Origin of the sequence: Marmoricola sp. Leaf446, assembly GCF_001424755.1 — a bacterium.
Lineage (GTDB): Bacteria > Actinomycetota > Actinomycetes > Propionibacteriales > Nocardioidaceae > Marmoricola.
This window is the reverse complement of record NZ_LMRF01000006.1, coordinates 655,234-674,417: the sequence shown is the minus strand read 5'-3', so window position 1 is coordinate 674,417 and position 19,184 is coordinate 655,234. Positions and strand designations below refer to the sequence as shown.

The following is a 19,184-nucleotide window of genomic DNA, read 5'->3' as shown; positions in this document are numbered from 1 at the left end:
GGGTGGTCGCCGATGACGTGCCGCAGCCTCCTCCTTCGCTGCCGCAGCGAGGTCTGACCCGCCGGACCTCCTCGCTGCGGAGAGCTCGCCGTGCCCGGCCCGCCCGCGAGGGCGACGACCCGACAGCGACCACGAGGACCTCCCCATGACCCTGCAGCACTCCGGCTTCACCAACACCCAGCGCGCGAGCGGCATGCCGGTGCAGCGCTACCGCCCGTTCCCGCCGATCGACCTGCCCGACCGCACCTGGCCCTCGCAGACCATCACGCAGGCGCCGCGCTGGCTCTCCACCGACCTGCGCGACGGCAACCAGGCGCTGATCGACCCGATGTCGCCCGAGCGCAAGCACCGCATGTTCGACCTGCTCGTGAAGATGGGCTACAAGGAGATCGAGGTCGGTTTCCCGAGCGCCAGCGAGACCGACTTCGCCTTCGTGCGCCAGCTGATCGAGCGCGACAAGGTGCCCGAGGACGTCACCATCTCGGTGCTGACCCAGGCCCGCGAGGACCTGATCGAGCGCACGACGCAGTCGCTGGTCGGCGTCCACCACGCCAACATCCACCTCTACAACGCGCTCGCGCCGATGTTCCGCAAGGTCGTCTTCCGCGCCAGCCGCGACGAGGTCAAGGACATCGCGGTGCGCGGTACCGAGCTGTTCATGAAGTACGCCGAGGCCAACCTCGCCCAGACCGTGATCGGCTACGAGTACTCGCCCGAGATCTTCACCAGCACCGAGCTGCCCTTCTCGCTCGAGGTGTGCGAGGCGGTCTCCGACGTCTGGCAGCCCGACGACGGCCGCGAGATCATCCTCAACCTGCCGGCCACGATCGAGGTCGCGACGCCCAACGTCTACGCCGACCAGATCGAGTGGTTCTCCCGCCAGCTGACCCGGCGCGAGCACACCACCATCAGCCTGCACCCGCACAACGACCGCGGCACGGCCGTGGCCGCGACCGAGCTGGCCCAGATGGCCGGCGCCGACCGGGTCGAGGGCTGCCTCTTCGGCCACGGCGAGCGCACCGGCAACGTCTGCCTGGTGACGCTGGGGATGAACCTGTTCAGCCAGGGCGTCGACCCGCAGATCGACTTCTCCGACATCGACGAGGTGCGTCGCACGGTCGAGTACTGCACCCAGCTGCCCGTCCACCCGCGGCACCCCTACGCCGGCGACCTCGTCTACACCGCCTTCTCCGGCTCCCACCAGGACGCCATCAAGAAGGGGCTGGAGGCCCTCGAGCAGGAGGCCGCCGACGCCGGTCGCCCGGTGGGCGAGCAGCCGTGGGAGGCGCCGTACCTGCCGATCGACCCCAAGGACGTCGGCCGCACCTACGAGGCCGTGATCCGGGTCAACAGCCAGTCCGGCAAGGGCGGCGTGGCCTACGTGATGAAGTCCGAGCACAAGCTCGACCTGCCCCGCCGGCTGCAGATCGAGTTCAGCCGCGCGGTGCAGGAGCGCACCGACGGCGAGGGCGGCGAGATGGGTCCGGCCGCGATCTGGGAGGCCTTCCAGGGGGAGTACCTCCACCCGACCACCCCGCTGCGCCTGAACTCGGTGCACACCTCCTCGGCCGCGGGGGAGAAGGACCAGCTCGACGTCAACGTCTACGTCGACGGCGAGATCCAGTCGTTGCACGGCTCGGGCAACGGGCCGATCGCGGCCTTCGTGGACGCGATCAACTCGCTCCCGCACGGGTTCGACGTGCGGGTGCTCGACTACGCCGAGCACGCGCTGTCCTCGGGCGGCGACGCGATCGCGGCGGCCTACGTCGAGTGCGCGGTGGGGGAGAAGGTGCTGTGGGGCGTCGGTCTCGACGCCAACATCGTCACGGCCTCGCTCAAGGCCGTGATCTCGGCGGTCAACCGGCGCTGAGGGGCCGCCGGCTCAGGCGGGCCGCGCGGACGGCGTACGACGCAACGGGAGCGTGACGCCGAAGGTGCTGCCCTCGCCCGGGGCCGAGGTGACGTCGACCCGGCCGTCGTGCGCCTCCACGATGGTGCGCACGATGGCCAGGCCCAGGCCGGTGCCCTGGATGGCCTGCTCCTGGGCGGTGGCCGAGCGGTAGAACCGGTCGAAGACCTGGCCGAGCTCGGTCGGGTCGATGCCGAGGCCGGTGTCGCCGACCTCGACCAGGGCGCTGCGGTGCTCGGGGGCCTGGCGCAGCCGCAGCGAGACCCGGCCGCCGTCGGGGGTGAACTTCACCGCGTTGGTGAGCAGGTTGGTGAACGCCCGCTCGAGGTGGCTGGGCTCGCCGCTGACCGGCACCGGCAGGTCGGGGAGGTCCCAGCAGGTCTCCAGCCGTCGGCCGGCCAGGGCGCTGTCGACCGAGGCGATGCTCTCGCGGACGACGTCGCGCAGGTCGAGGTCCTGGGTCGGCTCGGTGCGCCCGCCGGCGTCGGAGGTGGCGAGCAGCAGCAGGTCGTCGGCCAGCGACAGCAGCCGGGCACCGTTGCGTCCGACCACCTCGACCAGCTGCTCCTGAGCGGGCTCGAGGTCGCCGACGAGGCCGTCGAGGAGCATCTCGGCGCTGCCGATGATGCTGCTCATCGGCGTGCGCAGCTCGTGGCTGACGGTGGAGACGAAGTCGTCCTTGGCGTGGTCGAGCTCGCGGAGGCGCGCGACGACCTGGCGCTCGCGGCGCAGCGCGTTGACCAGGATCTCCTGGCTGCGACGGGTGTCGGTGACGTCGTGGGCGACGAAGAGGTAGGCGAAGACCGTCCCGCGGCCGGTGGTGACCGGGTTGCTCGTCATCGAGATGCGCAGCGGCGAGCGGCCGTCGACCAGGAGCGTCCAGTCGCGGGTCTCCGGGGCGAGCTCGGACCCGCCGCCCGCGAGGAGGTCGGCGACCGTGAGCGGGTCGTCGTCACCGCACTCCTCGACGCGCTGCAGGAAGTCGGTGAGCAGGCGGCCCTCGGCGCGCGCCGCGGGCAGGCCCAGCAGTCGTTCCGCGCCGGGGTTGAACAGCGTGATCCGGCCCTCGAGGTCGGTGCCGACGAAGGCCATCGTGGTGGCCGAGCGCAGCAGGTGGCGCACCAGCCCGGCGCTCTCGCGCGCGTCGGTGACGTCGGTCGCGCTGAAGACCAGGGTGACGGGCTCGTCGGGCCCGGCCGTGTGCACCGCGTTGGAGAACACCACGCTGCGGTGCTCGCCGTCGCGGGTCAGCACCGTGGTCTCGCCCGAGCGCGGCAGCGAGGGCAGGTGGGCCACGAGCTCGCTGAACCGCAGCCGCTGGTGGGCCGGGACGAGGGTCTCCCAGATCGGCCGGCCGACGAGGTCCTCGGCGGCGTACCCCGTCATCCGGCAGGTCGCCGGGTTGGCCGCGATCACGGTGCCGTGCTCGTCGGTCACCACGATCAGGCTGGAGGCGGTGTCGATGACCGCGCGGGTGTAGGTGCGCTCCGCGCCCAGCCGCTCCTGCAGCTCCAGCGGCTCGGTGAGGTCGATCAGGTGCAGCGAGTACGACGCCTGCTCGCCCGACGCGTCGAGCAGCGACAGGATGCCCTCGAGCCGGGTCCGTGACTGGCCGACCACGCCCATGTCGCCCGACCAGCCCTCCGTGCTGCTGGCGAGGTCGAGGCCGGGGGTGGTCAGCAGCTCTCCGACCTCACGCCCCACCAGCTCGCCTGCAGGGCGGCCCAGCAGCCGGGCGGTGGCGGGGTTGGCCTCGGCGACCCACAGCCGGCCCTGGCGGCGGTGGACCAGCAGCACCGGCACCCGCGACTCGGTGAAGCTGCGCCGGAAGACGCGCTCGCTCGCGGTGGTGCGGGTCAGTGCGCGCTCGCGCTCGCGCATCGCCTGCACCAGCGGCAGCGCGATCAGGGTGGCGCAGATCAGGTAGACCTGCGAGACGATCCCTCCGGTCGTCGGGTCCCCGGCGCCGAGCACCGGGAACGGGCCCCAGCCCAGCGCCGTACCGGTGGAGACGACCAGGGCGAGGGCGACCAGCTGGAGCAGGACCGTGCGCACCTCGAAGCGGGCCGCGGCCCACACCAGCAGCGGCAGCGGGACCAGGCCCACGCCGGGCAGCAGCGAGCCGAGCGGCCCGAAGGCGACGGCGGCCACGAGCAGGAGCAGGGCCGTGTGCAGCGCTACCTCCGCCTGTCGGCCCGGCACCGTGCGGCGGCTGCCCCCGAGCATGGCCAGCGGGCCGAGGAGCACCAGGGAGGCGAGGTGGGCCGGGGCGATCACCAGGGCGGTCTGGCCGTAGGGCCGGTCCAGCCACACGGCGTACACCGCGGCGACGGCGAGCCCGGCCACTGCCGCCCCGCAGCCCGCGGCCAGCACCAGCAGCCAGGTGTCGCTGAGCCGGCGCAGCCGGCCCCCGGTCCAGCGCAGCACCAGCGTCAGCACGACGACGGCCTCCGCGGTGTTGGCCAGGCCGAGCAGGGCCGAGGGCAGCAGCGGTCGGCCGGCGGTCAGGTTCGCGGCCGTCCAGACCAGGAGCAGCAGGACGGTCATCGCCACCCGGCGCTCGGCCCGGGTCAGCAGCAGCGTGAGCAGGCCGAACCCCGCGGTGGGCCACCACGAGACCGTCACCTCGAGGGTGTACGCCGCCAGCAGCGCGCCGACCCCGGTGGCGTACGCCGCCAGCAGCAGCCCGGCGAGCACCAGGCGTCGTCGCGTCGTCTCCCGTGGCACCGCCTGATTCTCACCCCTGCGGACGGGTGGGAGTGCGGTTTCGGGCTCCCGTGATCTGGACGAGATCGTCGCGGCGGGGCGGACGGCCTGCCAAGGTGGCCCCCATGAGCCTGGTTTCGGAGCGCATCGGTCAGTTCTTCCACGACGGCCACCGCCTGGAGTTCACCGAGTACGGCGGCGGCGACCGCTGGGTGGTGCTGCTCCACGGCCAGCTGATGCCGCGTCGGATGCACCAGCCGCTCGCGCGGCACCTGGCCTCCCAGGGCCACCACGTGGTCACCCTCGACCTGCTCGGCCACGGCCGCTCCGACCGGCCCGACGACCCGCTGCTCTACTCCATGACCGCCTTCGGCGAGCAGGTGGTCGCGCTGCTCGACGAGCTCGGCATCGAGTCGGCCGTCGTCGGCGGCACCTCGCTGGGCGCCAACACCTCGCTCGAGGTGGCCGTCGCGGCGCCCGAGCGGGTGCGCGGGCTGCTGCTGGAGATGCCGGTGCTCGACAACGCGCTGGAGGCGGGCATCCTCGCCTTCGCGCCGCTGCTGTTCGCCTCGCGCTTCGTGCCGCTCAGCGTCGCCGCGCTGCGCGCGGTGACCCGTGCCGTGCCCCGCGGCCTGGTGCCGTTCTGGACCGGCATCGCGCTGGACACCATGGACCAGCGCCCGGCGCCGATGGCCGCGGCCATCCACGGCATCTTCTTCGGGCGCATCGCGCCGTCGTCGCGGATGCGGCAGCGGATCCAGGCGCCCGCGATGGTGGTCGGCCACCCCAGCGACCCGATCCACCCGGCCGCCGACGCGGCGATGCTGGCCGGCGAGATGCCCGACGCCCGCTTCGTCGAGGCGCACTCGATCCTGGAGTGGCGTGCCCGTCCCGCGCGGCTCGACGGGCTGGCCTCGGACTTCGTCGCGGAGTGCTTCGCGCGCGAGGCGGTGCCGCGCAGCGTGGGGAGCTGAGGGGACAATGGCCCCATGCCCCTGTACAGCGACGAAGCGGTGGTGCTGCGCACCCACAAGCTGGCCGAGGCCGACCGCATCATCACGTTGCTGACCCGGGAGCACGGGGTGGTGCGAGCGGTGGCCCGCGGCGTACGACGCACCTCCTCGCGCTTCGGCTCCCGGCTCGAGCCGTTCACCCACGTCGACCTCCAGCTGGCCGTGGGCCGCAACCTCGACACCGTCACCCAGGCCGAGACCCGCGCGCCGTTCGGGTCGGTGATCTCGGCCGACTACGACCGCTACACCGCGGCGAGCGTGATGCTGGAGACCGCCGAACGGCTGGTCAGCGAGGAGCGGCAGCCCTCGGTGCAGCAGTACCTCCTGCTCGTCGGGGCGCTGCGCGCGATGACCGCGGGGGAGCACCGTCCCGGTGACGTGCTCGACTCGTTCCTGCTGCGCTCGCTCTCGGTCGCGGGCTACGCCCCCTCGCTCTCGGCCTGTGCCAGCTGCGGGCTCGAGGGTCCGCACCGCGCCTTCAGCCCGGCGGCCGGCGGCTCGCTGTGCACCGTGTGCCGCGTCCCCGGCTCGGCCAACCCGGCCGGCGAGACGCTCACCCTGATGGGGGCGCTGCTGGCCGGGCACTGGGACGTCGTCGACGCCGCCGAGCAGCGCCACCGCAAGGAGTCGCGGGGGCTGGTCGCGGCGTACGTCTCCTGGCACCTCGAGCGCGGCCTGCGCTCCCTGCCCCACCTGAGCGAGACCTGATGCGCCGTACGACGCGACGGGCCGCGCCGGCCCGCGCCGAGGTGCGCCGGCCCGACCCGCACCCCAGCGGCGCGACCGCGCCCGTGCTGCCGGCCGAGCTGGTGCCGCAGCACGTCGCGATCGTGATGGACGGCAACGGCCGCTGGGCCAAGGACCGCGGGCTGCCGCGCACGGCCGGACACACCGAGGGCGAGTCGTCGTTGTTCGACGTCGTCGAGGGCGCCATCGAGGTCGGCGTGAAGGCGATCTCGGCGTACGCCTTCTCCACCGAGAACTGGTCGCGCTCGCCCGAGGAGGTGAAGTTCCTGATGGGCTTCAACCGCGACGTGATCCGGCGCCGCCGCGACGAGATGCACGAGCTCGGCGTGCGGGTCCGCTGGGCCGGCCGGGCTCCACGGCTGTGGCGCTCGGTCGTCAAGGAGCTGCAGGTCGCCGAGGAGCTGACCCGCGACAACGACGTGCTGACGCTGACGATGTGCGTCAACTACGGGGGCCGGGCCGAGCTCGCCGACGCCGCACGGGCCCTGGCCCAGGACGTCGCCGCGGGCAGGGTGAACGCCGACCGCGTCGACGAGCGCACCTTCGCGCGCTACCTCTACGTGCCCGAGCTGGCCGACGCCGACCTGGTCTGGCGCACCTCGGGGGAGCAACGGCTGTCCAACTTCATGCTCTGGCAGGCGGCCTACAGCGAGCTGGTCTTCACCGACGTGCTCTGGCCCGACGTCGACCGCCGTCACCTGTGGGCGGCCGTCGAGGAGTACGCCGGCCGCAACCGCCGCTACGGCCAGGCCTGACCGCGTGCGCGTCGCCGTCCTCGCCGACACCCACGCGCCGCGGTTCTGGAAGGGCTGTCCGCCCGGCGTGGCACGTGCCCTGGAGGGCGTCGACCTGGTGCTGCACGCCGGCGACGTGTGCACCCCGGGGGTGCTCGACGAGCTGGCGACGTGGGCCCCGGTGCTCGTGGTGCGCGGCAACAACGACGGCGACGACGTCGCCGCGTGGGGCGCGCCCGAGGTGCTCGAGACCGAGCTGGCGGGGGTGCGCGTGGCGATGCTGCACGACAGCGGAGCGGCGAAGGGCAGGGGCGCACGCCTGCGCCGGCGGTTCCCCCGAGCCGACCTCGTGGTCTTCGGCCACTCCCACATCCCGTGGGACGAGGTCCACGAGGGCCAGCGCGCCTTCAACCCCGGCTCGCCCACCGACAAGCGGCGCCAGCCCCGGCCCACGATGGGCGAGCTGGTGCTGACCGAGGGGCGGATCGTCTCGGCCAGGATCTTCCCGGTCGACCTGCCTCACGGTTAGCGTGCGACGGGTGAGCCGGGCACCCCACGAGAACGTCGCCACCGTGCTGGTGGACCCGTGCGTGCTCGCCGACCTCGAGCTCTCGCTGATGGCGCTGGACCTGCGGGTGTGGCCCGTCCGCACCGCCCCGATCTGCGCGGACGGCCCGCGCCAGGAGTTCCAGGTGCGGCGCCGGCTGCTGATGGGCCGCCGCGGCGCGTGGGACTGCGCGGCCACCTGGGTGCCGGTGTGGATCGGCTTCGGCCCCAGCTGGCGCACCGGCGACGAGCCGCTGCCCTGGGCGGCGCACGAGGCGCTGTGGGAGGCGCTGGGCCGCCGCGCCGAGCACGTCCGGTTCCACAAACGGCTGGGCGGCGTGCGTCCCCTGCCGCTGCCGGTCGACCTCGACGGCTAGGCGGCACCCGACGCGCGGAGCCGGTCGAGCACCAGCCGCAGCGGGGGCCAGGCGTCGCGGCCGCGGCGGGTGGCGGCGTACGCCGTGAGCACCACCCCCGTGCCGGCCAGGTCGAGCACGCGCACGCCCGGGCGGGTGGCCCGGTCGACGGGCAGCAGCCCGACCCCCAGCCCCTGCTCGACGAGGTCCTCGACCAGGTCGAGGCTGTCGAGGAAGTGCGTCAGGCGGGGGGAGAAGCCGGCGGTCGCCGCGAGGATCCGGACGGCGTCCTCGTCGGCGGTGTTGCGCGAGTTCACGATCCACGGCCGGTCGGCCCAGCGCCGCAGGTCGTGGGCGTCGTCGACCGGCTCGTCGGCCGGCACCGCCAGCCCCCAGGTGGTGCTCCACAGCGGGACCAGCCGCAGGGTCGGGGCGACGGCAGCCGGGGCGAGGTCGTAGTCGTAGGTCAGCGCCAGGTCGAGGTCGTCGGACTCCAGCAGGGCGTGGGCCTCCAGCGGCTCGTGCTCGCGCACCGTGACCGTGACGCGCGGATGGGTCGCGGCCAGCTCGCGCACCACCGGCAGCAGCGAGCGCCGTACGCCGGTCGCGAAGCCGCCGACCCGCACCGTGCCGACCGGCTCCGCGTCGGGGTCGAGGTCGAGCCGGGCGGCGTCGACGGCGGCCAGGATCGTCACGGCGTGGTCGGCCAGCCGCAGGCCCGCGGGGGTCAGGCGGACCCGGCGACCCACGGGCTCCAGCAGGTCGGTGCCGGACTCGCGGGCGAGCGCGGCGAGGTGCTGGGAGACCGCCGAGGTGCTGAGCCCGGTCGCGTCGGCGACCTCGCGCATCGAGCCCCGCCGGGAGAGCTCGAGCAGCAGCCGGAGCCGACGGACGTCCACCACGACATCGTCCAGCATTGCTGGACGGTGTGTCCAGCACGATCACGTGGACGCGGACGGTCGTGGTCGGGTGGACTGCTCCGCGTGAGCACCTCCACCACCCTCGCCCCCGCGAACCCCGGCGGTCCGGCCGGCACCCCCGTCCTCGGCGGCTCCCGCGCGGGCGCGGCCATGGCGACCGCCTCGATGCTGTGCGTCCAGCTCGGGCTGGCGCTGTCGGTCGGGCTGATCGGCACCGTCGGCGCCGAGGGGGCGGCGTGGCTGCGGCTGGTGTGGGCGGGCGCGTTCTTCGCGCTCCTCGGTCGGCCGTGGCGGCTGCTGCGGTCGGGCGCGACGGCGCGCTCGACGCTCGCCGCGTGCGTGGCGCTCGGCGTGGTGACGGCGTCGGTGACGCTGCTGTTCATGCAGGCGGTGGCCCGGCTGCCGCTGGGCACGGCCAGCGCCCTGGAGTTCCTCGGCCCGCTCTCGGTCGCGGTGCTGCGCGGGCGGGGGAGCGCGCGGTGGGTGTGGCCGCTGGTGGCGGCCGCGGGCGTGCTGCTGCTGACCGAGCCGTGGTCGGGTCAGGCCGACCCGGTGGGCGTCGCGTTCGCCCTGGGCGCGGCGTGCTGCTGGGCGGCGTACATCCTGCTGACGCAGCGCGTCGGCGACGAGGTCGCCGGGCTCGCCGGGCTGTCGGTCTCGATGCCGGTCGCGGCGCTGGTCGGGACGGCGTACGTGCTGGTCACCGGGGCCGACGTGCTCGACCGGCTCACCCCGGGGCTGTGGCTCGCCGGACTCGGCCTGGCGCTGCTGCTGCCGGTGGTGCCGTTCTCCCTGGAGCTGCTCGCGCTGCGGCGGCTCACCACGGCGGCGTTCGGCACCCTGATGTGCCTCGAGCCCGGGTTCGCCCTGCTGCTCGGCCTGCTGCTGCTCGGCCAGGTGCCCACCGGGCTGGCGGTGCTCGGCATCGGCTTCGTGGTCGTCGCCGGCGTCGGCGCCGAGCGGACGGGCGCCCGCGAGGTGGAGCAGCCGACCCATCCCGGGTGAGCCCACGGGGCGAGCCCCCGTGTGAGGTCTGTGACCGCCGGGGTACACATGGCGCATGGCGCTGCGACGCAAGACCCCGATGGACGACATCGACGAGAACGACCTGCACGTGGGGAGCCTCAAGCACGAGGCGGCCGGTGTGACCGCCGTGGCGGTCGCGATGAAGCGGTCCCTGCAGCAGATGGGCCCCTACCGCACCGCGCGGACGCTGCTCAAGCTCAACCAGGCCGATGGCTTCGACTGCCAGGGCTGCGCGTGGCCCGACCCCGACCCGGAGCACCGCCACACCGCGGAGTTCTGCGAGAACGGCGCCAAGGCCGTGGCCGAGGAGGCCACCAAGCGCACCGTGCCGCCGTCGTTCTTCGCCGAGAACAGCCTGGCCGACCTGGCCGACCGCAGCGACTACTGGCTGGGGCACCAGGGCCGCCTCGTGCACCCCGTCGTACGCCGCGCCGGCGCGACCCACTACGAGCCCATCTCGTGGGACGACGCCTTCGCGCTGATCGGCGAGCACCTGCGCGGGCTCGACAGCCCCGACGAGGCGGTGTTCTACACCTCCGGCAAGGTCTCCAACGAGGCGGCGTACGTCTACCAGCTCTTCGCCCGCAGCTTCGGGACCAACAACATGCCCGACTGCTCCAACATGTGCCACGAGTCGACCTCGGTCGCGCTCGCCGAGACGATCGGCATCGGCAAGGGCTCGGTCAGCCTCGACGACGTCCACCACGCGAAGCTCATCGTCATCAGCGGCCAGAACCCCGGCACCAACCACCCGCGGATGCTCTCCGCGCTGGAGGAGGCCAAGCGCAACGGCGCCAAGATCCTCGCCATCAACCCGCTGCCCGAGGCCGGGCTGATGAAGTTCAAGAACCCCCAGACGGTCAAGGGCATGACCCTCGGCCAGGGCCTGGCCGACACGTTCCTGCAGATCCGCATCAACGGCGACCTCGCGCTGTGGCAGGCGATCGGCCACGTGCTGCTCGAGGCCGACGCCGCCGGTCAGGAGGTGCTCGACCACGACTTCATCGACCAGTGCACCGTCGGCTTCGAGGAGTGGGCCGCCGGCCTGCGCGAGCTCGACTGGGACCGGGTCGAGTCGGCCACCGGCCTGAGCCAGGCGCAGATCCGCGAGGCCGCGCAGATGCTCATCGACTCCGACGCCACCGTGCACTGCTGGGCCATGGGCATCACCCAGCACCGCAACTCCGTGGGCACCATCAAGGAGTTCGTCAACATCGCCCTGGCGCAGGGCAACATCGGCAAGCCCGGCGCCGGTCTGTGCCCGGTGCGCGGCCACTCCAACGTGCAGGGCGACCGCACCATGGGCATCTGGGAGAAGGTCCCCGACCACTTCCTCGACGCTCTCGAGTCCCACCACGGCATCACCCCGCCGCGCGAGCACGGGCTCGACACGGTCGACTCCATCCGCGCGCTGCGCGACGGCAAGGCCAAGGTGTTCGTGGCGATGGGCGGCAACTTCGTCTCCGCCGCGCCGGACACCGTGGTCACCGAGGAGGCCATGGAGCAGGCCGAGCTGACCGTCCAGGTCACCACCAAGCTCAACCGCTCGCACGTGAAGTGCGGGCGGACCGCGCTGATCCTGCCGCCGCTGGGCCGCAGCGAGAAGGACCTCACCGGCGGCCGCGAGCAGCGGGTCACCGTCGAGGACTCGATGTCGGCCGTGCACGCGTCCAAGGGTCCGCTCACGCCGGCCGGTCCCCACCTGCGCTCCGAGGTCGACATCGTCTGCTCGATCGCCGAGGCGACGCTGGGCACGAGCGGCCCGGTGCCGTGGAGCGACTACCGCGCCGACTACACCGAGATCCGTCGCGCCATCTCGATCACCGTCCCCGGCTGCGGGGCCTACGACGAGAAGGTCGACCAGCCCGGCGGGTTCGTGCTGCCGCACCCGCCGCGCGACAGCCGTACCTTCCCCACCGAGCAGGAGCGGGCCGTCTTCAGCGTAGTGCCGATGAGCGTGCTCGAGGTGCCCGAGGGCCGGCTGCTGCTGCAGACGATGCGCAGCCACGACCAGTTCAACACCACGATCTACGGCCTGTCCGACCGCTACCGCGGCATCGAGAACGGCCGCCGGGTGATCTTCATGCACGAGGACGACATCCGCGACCAGGGCTGGTCCGAGGGCGACGTCGTCGACCTCGTCAGCGAGTGGGAGGACGGCACCGAGCGTCGCGCCGCGGAGTTCCGGATCGTGCGCTTCGACACCCCGCGCGGGTGCGCGGCGGCGTACTACCCCGAGACCAACCCGCTCATCCCGCTGGACTCCACCGCCGAGAGCAGCAACACCCCCACCTCCAAGGGCGTCATCATCCGGCTCGTCGCCGAGCAGGAGGACAAGGACGCCAGCGAGGGCCACGGCGACGCGGTCGGCTCCGACGAGGGCCACAAGTCCGACGTCGAGCCCCACGTGATGAGCTGACCGGCGCCGTGCCCGCGTGCCTGTTCTGCCGCGTGGCGGCGGGGAAGGCCGAGGCCTCGGTGGTGTGGGAGGACGACGACCTCGTCGCCTTCCTCGACATCCGGCCGCTCTTCAAGGGCCACACCCTGCTGGTGCCGCGTGCGCACGTCGTGACCCTGCCGGAGCTCCCGGCCGCGCTGCGCGACCCCTTCCTCGCGACGGCGCAGCGGCTGGCCACGGCGATGGTCGACGCGCTCGGGGCGCAGGGGTCGTTCGTGGCGATGAACAACACCGTCTCGCAGTCGGTGCCGCACCTGCACTGCCACGTCGTGCCCCGCACCAAGGGCGACGGGCTGCGGGGCTTCTTCTGGCCCCGCACCACCTACGCCGACGTCGACGAACGGGACACCTGGGCCGCGCGCCTGGCCGCCTCGTTAGAGTGACCGGCGGGTAACCACGGGCCGCACGGCCCGATCCGACGATCATTGAGGAGACCGACGACATGGGTCGTTTCGACGGACGGGTGGCCATCGTCACCGGCGCGGCGCGAGGCATCGGCGCCGCCATCGCACGCCGCTTCGCCGAGGAGGGGGCCGCCGTGGCGATCCTCGACCTGGACGAGACGCAGGCGGCCGCGACCGCGACCGAGGTCGGCGGGGACGCCGGCGCCATCGGCGTGGGCTGCGACGTCGCGAACGCGGCGTCGGTCGAGGCGGCGGTGGCCCGCGTGGTCGAGGAGCTGGGCGGCGTCCACATCCTCGTCAACAACGCCGGCATCACCCGCGACAACCTGCTCTTCAAGCTCACCGAGGACGACTGGGACCTGGTCATGGGCGTGCACCTCAAGGGTGCCTTCTTGATGAGCAAGGCCGTGCAGAAGACCTTCGTGGAGCAGAAGTACGGCAAGATCGTCGGCCTCTCGAGCGTCTCGGCCAACGGCAACCGCGGCCAGGCCAACTACTCCGCCGCCAAGGCCGGCGTGCAGGGCTTCACCCGCACCCTGGCCCTGGAGCTGGGCAAGTTCGGCGTCAACGTCAACGCCATCGCGCCGGGCTTCATCGCCACCGAGATGACCGACGACACCGCCCGCCGGGTCGGCATGAGCGTGGAGGACTTCCGCGCCGCGGCCGCCGACCGCAACCCGGTCAAGCGCGTCGGCTTCCCCGAGGACATCGCGGCCGCCGCCGCGTTCCTGGCGAGCGACGAGGCGTCCTACATCACCGGTCAGACGCTCTACGTCGACGGCGGCGCCAAGATCTGAGCAGCCGCGCCGACCGCACCCGGTCGGCGGACACACGCGGACACGGGCGGGCCTTGCACGATTTGCGGGGCCCGCTCGGTCATGCTGCTGCCCATGACGCCCCCCGGACGCCCGTACGCCGTCGTGCCCCGGCGTCGCGCGCCGCTCCTCGCCGGTCTGATCACCGCCGGGCTGGTCGGGCTGGCCGCCTGCAGCCCCGCCCCCGCCGCCGAGAAGGAACCCGCCTCGCAGCCGGTGTCCGGCGGCACCCAGCTCGCCGCGCTGTGGCCGCTCACCGGCCGGTCGGTCGACGAGCGGACCCCCGACCACCCGGTCGTGGTGGCCAAGGTCGACAACACCCGCGCCAGCGCCCCCCAGGTCGGGCTGGCGCAGGCCGACCTGGTCACCGAGGAGCTGGTCGAGGGCGGCATGACCCGACTGGCGGTGATGTTCTACGAGGACCTGCCGTCGGTCGTCGGCCCGGTGCGCTCGATGCGGGCCACCGACATCGGCATCGTCAAGCCGACCCTCGGTGTCGTCGCCGCGAGCGGCGCGGCCCCGTCGACGCTGAAGCGGGTGCGCAAGGCCGGCATCACCGCCTTCGACGACCGCAACGGCACCGGCTACTACCGGGACCCGGCACGGACCAAGCCCTACGACCTCATGGTCAAGGTGCCGGCGCTGGTCGCCTCGCTCACCGAGGAGCCCGTGGTGCCGCCGAGCTACCTGCCGTGGGGCAGCGCCGCCGACTTCCCGGGCGGCACCCGCGCCCGCAGCCTGGAGGCGGTGTTCAGCGACGAGCACACCACCTCGTGGCGCTTCGCCGACGGCACGTGGGTCAACGACAACAGCTTCGCCGCGCCCGGCCAGCGCTTCGACCCCGACACCCTGCTCGTGCTGCGGGTGAGGCAGCGCGACGCGGGCTACCTCGACCCGGCCGGCAACCGGGTGCCCGAGACGGTCTTCACCGGCCGCGGCGAGGCGATGCTGCTGCACGGGGGCGAGCTGGTCCGCGGCACGTGGTCCAAGCGCACGGCCGGCTCGCCGCTGCGGCTGCGCACCGAGGCGGGGGAGCTGCGGGTGCCTGCGGGTCGGACCTGGATCGAGCTGGTCCCGACCGACCAGGACGGTGGCCGCGTCTCGGTCGGCGGGTCGGGTCAGTCGGGCTGACACGGGTCGGTCAGCGTGACGCCCTGGTCGGCGAGCTGGCGGACGCCGGCCAGCAGGAAGCCGATGGCCGCCTCGACGCGGCGTACGGCCGCAGCGGGGTCGGGGGCGGTGCTCACGTCCTCGCCGGCGGCCTGGACGGCGCCGAAGATGATCCGGCTGAAGGTCTCGCGCATCGCGTCGTCGAGGTCGTCGCCGGAGACCTCCAGCACCCGTCCGACCACCTCGCGGACCAGGGCGTAGCTGGACCGCTCCTCCTGCTCGCGGAACCGCTCGTGGCCGAGGGTCGCCGGCCCCTCCTGCATCACCACGCGCTGGTAGGCCGGCTGCCGCACCACCACGAGGAACGCCCGCAGCCCGGCCAGCGCGGCCTCCCAGGGGTCCTCGACCCCGTCGACCGCGTCGCGGACGGTCTGGGTGGCGTCGGCCTCGACCTGGGCGAAGACCGCCTCGAAGACCGCCTGCTTACCGCTGAAGTGGTGGTAGAGCGCGCCCTTGGTCAGGTCGGCGGCGGCGACGACGGCGTCGAGGCTGGTGCCGCGGTAGCCGTGCTCGGTGAACTGCGCCCGCGCCGCGTCGAGCAGGGCGCGGCGGGAGGAGCCGGTGAGACGCCGGCGCAGCGAGGCGGGGGGCACCCGCGCAGCATAGGGCCGGGCGGTGTGGGTGAGGTCACCAGCGAGGTCCGTGAGCGGTGGGGTCGGCGGGGTACATACTGGAAGTACGTACCTTCGGTATGTGAACCATCACGGAAAGGTGTCTCCCATGACCCGCTCCCTCCCCTCCGTACGACGCGCCGACGTGCTGCGCTCCGTGGTCGAGGTGCTCGACCGCCGGCTCGACGGCGTCCTCCCGCAGGACGTCCGCGGCCTCGACCAGGCCTTCGCCGACGACCTCGACCTGCTGGGCGCGCTCACGCTGCGCTGGCACGCCCGGCTCGGGGCCCAGCTCGACCGGGCCCTCGACGTGCCCGTCGCCGACCGCCCCCGCGCCGTGTCGCTGGCCTGGGCCACCACCGCCGAGCAGATGCGCGGCGTACGACGGCTGCTGGACCGTGAGGCCGAGCACCCCCGCTCGGCCGAGGTGCGGCGACTGCTGGAGCGCTCGACCGCCGCCGAGCACGGCCTGCTGGCGCGTGCCGCCGGTGTGCCGCTGGCGTCGGTGAACGGCCGCACGCTGCTCGCCGAGGGCCGTGCCCTGGTGCGACCCGCCCTGGCCGATCGGATCCGGGCGCTCGTCCCCGCGTAGGTAGGATGCCGGGGTGAGCAGCCCACAGACACCCGGTTTCGGGACCGGCGTCCTGGAGGACACGCGCGTCGAGGAACGCACCGTGCCCACCGATTCCGGTGACCACGAGCGGTTCTCCCACTACGTGCCCAAGGCCAAGCTGATGGACGCGATGGTCAACGGCACCCCCGTCATCGCCCTGTGCGGCAAGGTGTGGATCCCCAGCCGCGACCCCAAGAAGTACCCCGTGTGCCCGTCGTGCAAAGAGATCTGGGAGACCATGCGCGGCGGCCAGGAGGGCGACGAGTGACGCACCGCCGCACGCTGGCCCTCGTGGCCGCGGCGGCGCTGGGGCTCACCGCCCCCACGCTGCCCCTCGCTGCCCAGGCCTCCGGGCCGTCCGAGCTCGCGACCGTCGCCGGTGCCGGTGCCGGTGCCGGTGCCGGTGCCTCGGCCGCCGCGGTCGTGCCCTGCCTCACCGGCGCGGCGCTGCGCGACGACGACGTCCCGGCCTGGCGCCGCGGCCAGCTCGAGGACACCCCCACCATCACCGACGAGGACCTGCAGGCCGTGGTGCCGGCCGAGACGACGCGTCGCTCGGTGCAGGCCGAGGTCGAGCCGGTGCTGCCGGCGACCGTGACCGTCCCGGTCTACGTCCACGTCATCAAGGGCACCCACCGCGGCGAGCGCAACGCGTTCGGGCCGCGGAAGGTGGCCCGTGCGCTGGGCATCCTCAACAACGCCTTCGACGGCGGCCAGGGCGCCAAGAACGCCCCGACCCGCTACCGCTTCGAGCTCGTGCGCACCGACTACACCAAGCGCGACGGCTGGTTCCACGCCTACAACAACGGCTCGCGCGACAACCGCATGAAGCGTGCCCTGCACCGCGGCGGCGCGGACGCCCTCAACCTCTACCTCAACCGCGGCGGTGCGCCCGGGATGCCGGTGCTGGGCTGGGCGCGGTTCCCGTGGCGCGCGGCCGGCACGCCCCTCGACCACGTCAGCGTCAACATCGACGCGATGCCGGGTGGACGCGCCGACGGCTACAACGCCGGCGACACCCTGGTCCACGAGGTGGGTCACTGGATGGGCCTGTTCCACACCTTCGAGGGGGGCTGCGAGGGCGGCGGCGACCTCGTCGCGGACACCGCGGCCGAGGCCGAGCCGGAGTTCGACTGCACCGAGGGACGCGACACCTGCCCCGAGCAGCCGGGCCTCGACCCCGTCCACAACTTCATGGACTACTCCCTCGACGCGTGCATGACCGAGTTCACCGCGGGCCAGGTGCGCCGCATGGACACCGCGTTCGCGCAGTACCGGTCCGGGCGCTCTTGACCGAGGCTCACCCCCCGGCGCAGATCGACCTGTCGCCGGCGTACCCCGGCCGCGCGGCCTGGGGCACCGCCGGCAGCCTGCGCGCGTGGCAGACCGCAGCGCTGGCGTCGTACGCCGAGCGCAACCCGCGCGACTTCCTGGCGGTCGCCACCCCCGGGGCCGGCAAGACCACCTTCGCGCTGACGGTCGCCAACGAGCTGCTGCAACGGCGCGTCGTCGAGCGGGTCACCGTCGTCGCCCCCACCGAGCACCTCAAGACCCAGTGGGCCGAGGCGGCGGCCAAGGTGGGGATGGCGCTGGACCCGGAGTACGGCGGCAAGAAGGGGCGCACCAGCGCCGACTTCGTCGGGGTCGCCCTGACCTACGCCGGTGTGGCCGCCAACCCGCTCGCCCACCGGATCCGCACCGAGCGCTTCAACACCCTGGTGATCCTCGACGAGGTCCACCACGCCGGTGACGCCCGCGCCTGGGGCGAGGCGGTGCGCGAGGCCTTCGAGCCCGCGCGGCGACGCCTGGCGCTCACCGGCACGCCGTTCCGCTCCGACGTCAACCCGATCCCGTTCGTCACCTACGCGCCCGGCGAGGACGGGGTGCCGCGCTCGGTGGCCGACTACACCTACGGCTACGCCCACGCGCTGGCCGACCACGTCGTGCGCCCGGTGCTGTTCCTGGCCTACAGCGGCGCGATGCAGTGGCGCACCCGGGCCGGTGACGAGGTGGCCGCCCGGCTGGGGGAGCCGCTCACCAAGGACCTCACGGCCCAGGCGCTGCGCACCGCGCTCGACCCCACCGGCTCCTGGATGCCCTCGGTGCTGCAGGCGGCCGACCGCCGCCTGTCCGAGGTGCGTCGGCACGTGCCCGACGCGGGCGGCCTGGTGATCGCCACCGACCAGACCTCGGCACGCGCCTACGCCCGGCTGCTGACCGAGATCACGGGCGACAAGCCCACCGTCGTGCTCTCCGACGAGAAGGCCGCGTCGAAGAAGATCGCCGCCTTCTCCGAGGACGGCTCGCGCTGGATGGTCGCGGTGCGGATGGTCTCCGAGGGCGTCGACGTGCCGCGGCTCGCGGTCGGGGTCTACGCCACCACCACCTCGACCCCGCTGTTCTTCGCTCAGGCGGTGGGCCGGTTCGTGCGTGCCCGCAAGCGCGGCGAGACCGCCTCGATCTTCCTGCCGTCGGTGCCGGTGCTGCTGGGCCACGCCGGCCAGCTCGAGCTCGAGCGCGACCACGTGCTGGGCCGCCGGGTCACCGACGAGGACGACATCTTCGCCGCCGAGGACGAGCTGCTCGCCCAGGCCAACGCCAGCGAGGGTGCCAGCGACGACCAGCTCGGCGTCTTCGAGGCGATGGGCTCCGAGGCGCGGTTCGACCGGGTGCTCTACGACGGCGGCGAGTTCGGCCACGAGGGCGAGGTGCACGTCGGGTCGGAGGAGGAGATGGACTTCCTCGGCATCCCCGGCCTGCTCGAGGCCGACCAGGTGCGTGACCTGCTCCGCCACCGCCAGAGCGAGCGCGCGCGGCGTACGGCCTCGGCGGGGCGGGCGGCGGCCTCGGCGGCGGCCTCGGGGGGCTCGGGCGCTGGTGCGAGTGCTGCGGACCACGCTCCGCGCCAGGTCGCGACCCACGAGCAGCTCGCCACGATGCGCCGCGAGCTCAACGGCCTCGTCGCCGCCTGGTTCCACCGCACCGGCCAGCCCCACGGCATCACCCATGCCGCCCTGCGCAAGCAGTGCGGCGGCCCTCCCGCCGCCGCCGCCACCGCCACCGAGCTCGAGGCCCGGATCGAGAAGATCCGGGAGTGGGCGACGCGGGGGTAGGGGCGGGGGCAGTTTCACCGGCCAGCCGGTGAAACTGCCCGCG

The 19,184-nt window shown here is 73.5% G+C and carries 18 protein-coding genes; 15 read left to right on the top strand and 3 right to left on the bottom strand.

The window, feature by feature from the left end; genetic code table 11:
• Nucleotides 1-145: 145 nt before the first annotated feature.
• Entirely contained in the window at nt 146-1,870 is a 1,725-nt protein-coding gene (gene leuA / locus ASG49_RS17970; RefSeq protein ID WP_056544757.1) for a 2-isopropylmalate synthase, read from the top strand.
• 12 nt (nt 1,871-1,882) lie between these two features.
• On the opposite strand, the gene ASG49_RS17965 is transcribed toward leuA, so the two are convergent.
• Nucleotides 1,883-4,636 (bottom strand): ATP-binding protein, encoded by a 2,754-nt coding sequence (locus ASG49_RS17965; protein ID WP_082534246.1) that lies wholly within the window; start codon nt 4,634-4,636, stop codon nt 1,883-1,885.
• A gap of 104 nt (nt 4,637-4,740) precedes the next feature.
• On the opposite strand from ASG49_RS17965, the gene ASG49_RS17960 reads away from it, so the two are divergent.
• The 5 genes from ASG49_RS17960 to ASG49_RS17940 are packed head-to-tail and all read left to right on the top strand — an operon-like array spanning nt 4,741 to nt 8,032.
• Nucleotides 4,741-5,589 carry an alpha/beta fold hydrolase gene (locus ASG49_RS17960; protein WP_056544750.1) on the top strand — a complete coding sequence of 283 codons (849 nt, stop codon included), beginning with the start codon at nt 4,741-4,743 and terminating at the stop codon, nt 5,587-5,589.
• 15 nt (nt 5,590-5,604) lie between these two features.
• Entirely contained in the window at nt 5,605-6,336 is a 732-nt protein-coding gene (gene recO, locus ASG49_RS17955; RefSeq protein WP_056544747.1) for a DNA repair protein RecO, read from the top strand.
• Entirely contained in the window at nt 6,336-7,130 is a 795-nt protein-coding gene (locus ASG49_RS17950; RefSeq protein WP_056544744.1) for an isoprenyl transferase, read from the top strand. Before recO ends, ASG49_RS17950 begins: the two co-directional genes overlap by 1 nt.
• Nucleotides 7,131-7,134: 4 nt before the next feature.
• Nucleotides 7,135-7,638: a metallophosphoesterase family protein gene (locus ASG49_RS17945; protein ID WP_056544740.1), complete on the top strand. Its 504-nt coding sequence runs from the start codon at nt 7,135-7,137 to the stop codon at nt 7,636-7,638.
• A gap of 10 nt (nt 7,639-7,648) precedes the next feature.
• Nucleotides 7,649-8,032, top strand: a complete 384-nt coding sequence (locus ASG49_RS17940) for a hypothetical protein (protein ID WP_056545089.1) — start codon at nt 7,649-7,651, stop codon at nt 8,030-8,032.
• On the opposite strand, the gene ASG49_RS17935 is transcribed toward ASG49_RS17940, so the two are convergent.
• Nucleotides 8,029-8,928: a LysR family transcriptional regulator gene (locus ASG49_RS17935; protein ID WP_235562161.1), complete on the bottom strand. Its 900-nt coding sequence runs from the start codon at nt 8,926-8,928 to the stop codon at nt 8,029-8,031. The genes ASG49_RS17940 and ASG49_RS17935 overlap by 4 nt on opposite strands.
• 66 nt (nt 8,929-8,994) lie before the next feature.
• On the opposite strand from ASG49_RS17935, the gene ASG49_RS17930 reads away from it, so the two are divergent.
• The 5 genes from ASG49_RS17930 (at nt 8,995) to ASG49_RS17910 (ending at nt 14,765) form a co-directional block, all read left to right on the top strand.
• Nucleotides 8,995-9,936: a DMT family transporter gene (locus tag ASG49_RS17930; protein WP_235562160.1), complete on the top strand. Its 942-nt coding sequence runs from the start codon at nt 8,995-8,997 to the stop codon at nt 9,934-9,936.
• Between the two features lie 55 nt (nt 9,937-9,991).
• Complete coding sequence (locus tag ASG49_RS17925) at nt 9,992-12,376, top strand: FdhF/YdeP family oxidoreductase (RefSeq protein WP_235562159.1); 2,385 nt, start codon at nt 9,992-9,994, stop codon at nt 12,374-12,376.
• 8 nt (nt 12,377-12,384) lie between these two features.
• Nucleotides 12,385-12,798, top strand: coding sequence for an HIT family protein (locus tag ASG49_RS17920; RefSeq protein WP_056544738.1), 414 nt, complete (start codon nt 12,385-12,387; stop codon nt 12,796-12,798).
• 59 nt (nt 12,799-12,857) lie between these two features.
• On the top strand, nt 12,858-13,616 hold the full coding sequence (gene fabG, locus ASG49_RS17915) for a 3-oxoacyl-ACP reductase FabG (protein WP_056544735.1): 759 nt from the start codon (nt 12,858-12,860) through the stop codon (nt 13,614-13,616).
• A gap of 93 nt (nt 13,617-13,709) precedes the next feature.
• Nucleotides 13,710-14,765: a DUF3048 domain-containing protein gene (locus ASG49_RS17910; RefSeq protein WP_162244543.1), complete on the top strand. Its 1,056-nt coding sequence runs from the start codon at nt 13,710-13,712 to the stop codon at nt 14,763-14,765.
• Here ASG49_RS17910 and ASG49_RS17905 read toward each other — a convergent pair.
• Nucleotides 14,753-15,397 carry a TetR/AcrR family transcriptional regulator gene (locus ASG49_RS17905; RefSeq protein ID WP_056544729.1) on the bottom strand — a complete coding sequence of 215 codons (645 nt, stop codon included), beginning with the start codon at nt 15,395-15,397 and terminating at the stop codon, nt 14,753-14,755. The two genes, ASG49_RS17910 and ASG49_RS17905, sit on opposite strands and share 13 nt — an antisense overlap.
• Before the next feature lie 127 nt (nt 15,398-15,524).
• On the opposite strand from ASG49_RS17905, the gene ASG49_RS17900 reads away from it, so the two are divergent.
• The 4 genes from ASG49_RS17900 to ASG49_RS17885 are packed head-to-tail and all read left to right on the top strand — an operon-like array spanning nt 15,525 to nt 19,141.
• Entirely contained in the window at nt 15,525-16,007 is a 483-nt protein-coding gene (locus tag ASG49_RS17900; protein ID WP_056544725.1) for a hypothetical protein, read from the top strand.
• Between the two features lie 52 nt (nt 16,008-16,059).
• Nucleotides 16,060-16,296 carry a DUF3039 domain-containing protein gene (locus tag ASG49_RS17895; RefSeq protein ID WP_056545076.1) on the top strand — a complete coding sequence of 79 codons (237 nt, stop codon included), beginning with the start codon at nt 16,060-16,062 and terminating at the stop codon, nt 16,294-16,296.
• Nucleotides 16,293-17,321, top strand: a complete 1,029-nt coding sequence (locus ASG49_RS17890; protein ID WP_056544723.1) for a zinc metalloprotease — start codon at nt 16,293-16,295, stop codon at nt 17,319-17,321. The genes ASG49_RS17895 and ASG49_RS17890 overlap by 4 nt, the downstream gene beginning before the upstream one ends.
• Nucleotides 17,318-19,141, top strand: coding sequence for a DEAD/DEAH box helicase (locus ASG49_RS17885; protein WP_235562158.1), 1,824 nt, complete (start codon nt 17,318-17,320; stop codon nt 19,139-19,141). Before ASG49_RS17890 ends, ASG49_RS17885 begins: the two co-directional genes overlap by 4 nt.
• Nucleotides 19,142-19,184: the final 43 nt, after the last annotated feature.

Excerpts from the sequence above, each read along its gene's own strand:
- ASG49_RS17935 (WP_235562161.1), bottom strand. The coding sequence starts at position 8,928 with ATGCTGGACGATGTCGTGGTGGACGTCCGTCGGCTCCGGCTGCTGCTC.
- leuA (WP_056544757.1), top strand. The coding sequence starts at position 146 with ATGACCCTGCAGCACTCCGGCTTCACCAACACCCAGCGCGCGAGCGGC.
- ASG49_RS17910 (WP_162244543.1), top strand. The coding sequence starts at position 13,710 with ATGACGCCCCCCGGACGCCCGTACGCCGTCGTGCCCCGGCGTCGCGCG.
- ASG49_RS17925 (WP_235562159.1), top strand. The coding sequence starts at position 9,992 with ATGGCGCTGCGACGCAAGACCCCGATGGACGACATCGACGAGAACGAC.
- fabG (WP_056544735.1), top strand. The coding sequence starts at position 12,858 with ATGGGTCGTTTCGACGGACGGGTGGCCATCGTCACCGGCGCGGCGCGA.
- ASG49_RS17900 (WP_056544725.1), top strand. The coding sequence starts at position 15,525 with ATGACCCGCTCCCTCCCCTCCGTACGACGCGCCGACGTGCTGCGCTCC.
- ASG49_RS17950 (WP_056544744.1), top strand. The coding sequence starts at position 6,336 with ATGCGCCGTACGACGCGACGGGCCGCGCCGGCCCGCGCCGAGGTGCGC.
- ASG49_RS17960 (WP_056544750.1), top strand. The coding sequence starts at position 4,741 with ATGAGCCTGGTTTCGGAGCGCATCGGTCAGTTCTTCCACGACGGCCAC.
- recO (WP_056544747.1), top strand. The coding sequence starts at position 5,605 with ATGCCCCTGTACAGCGACGAAGCGGTGGTGCTGCGCACCCACAAGCTG.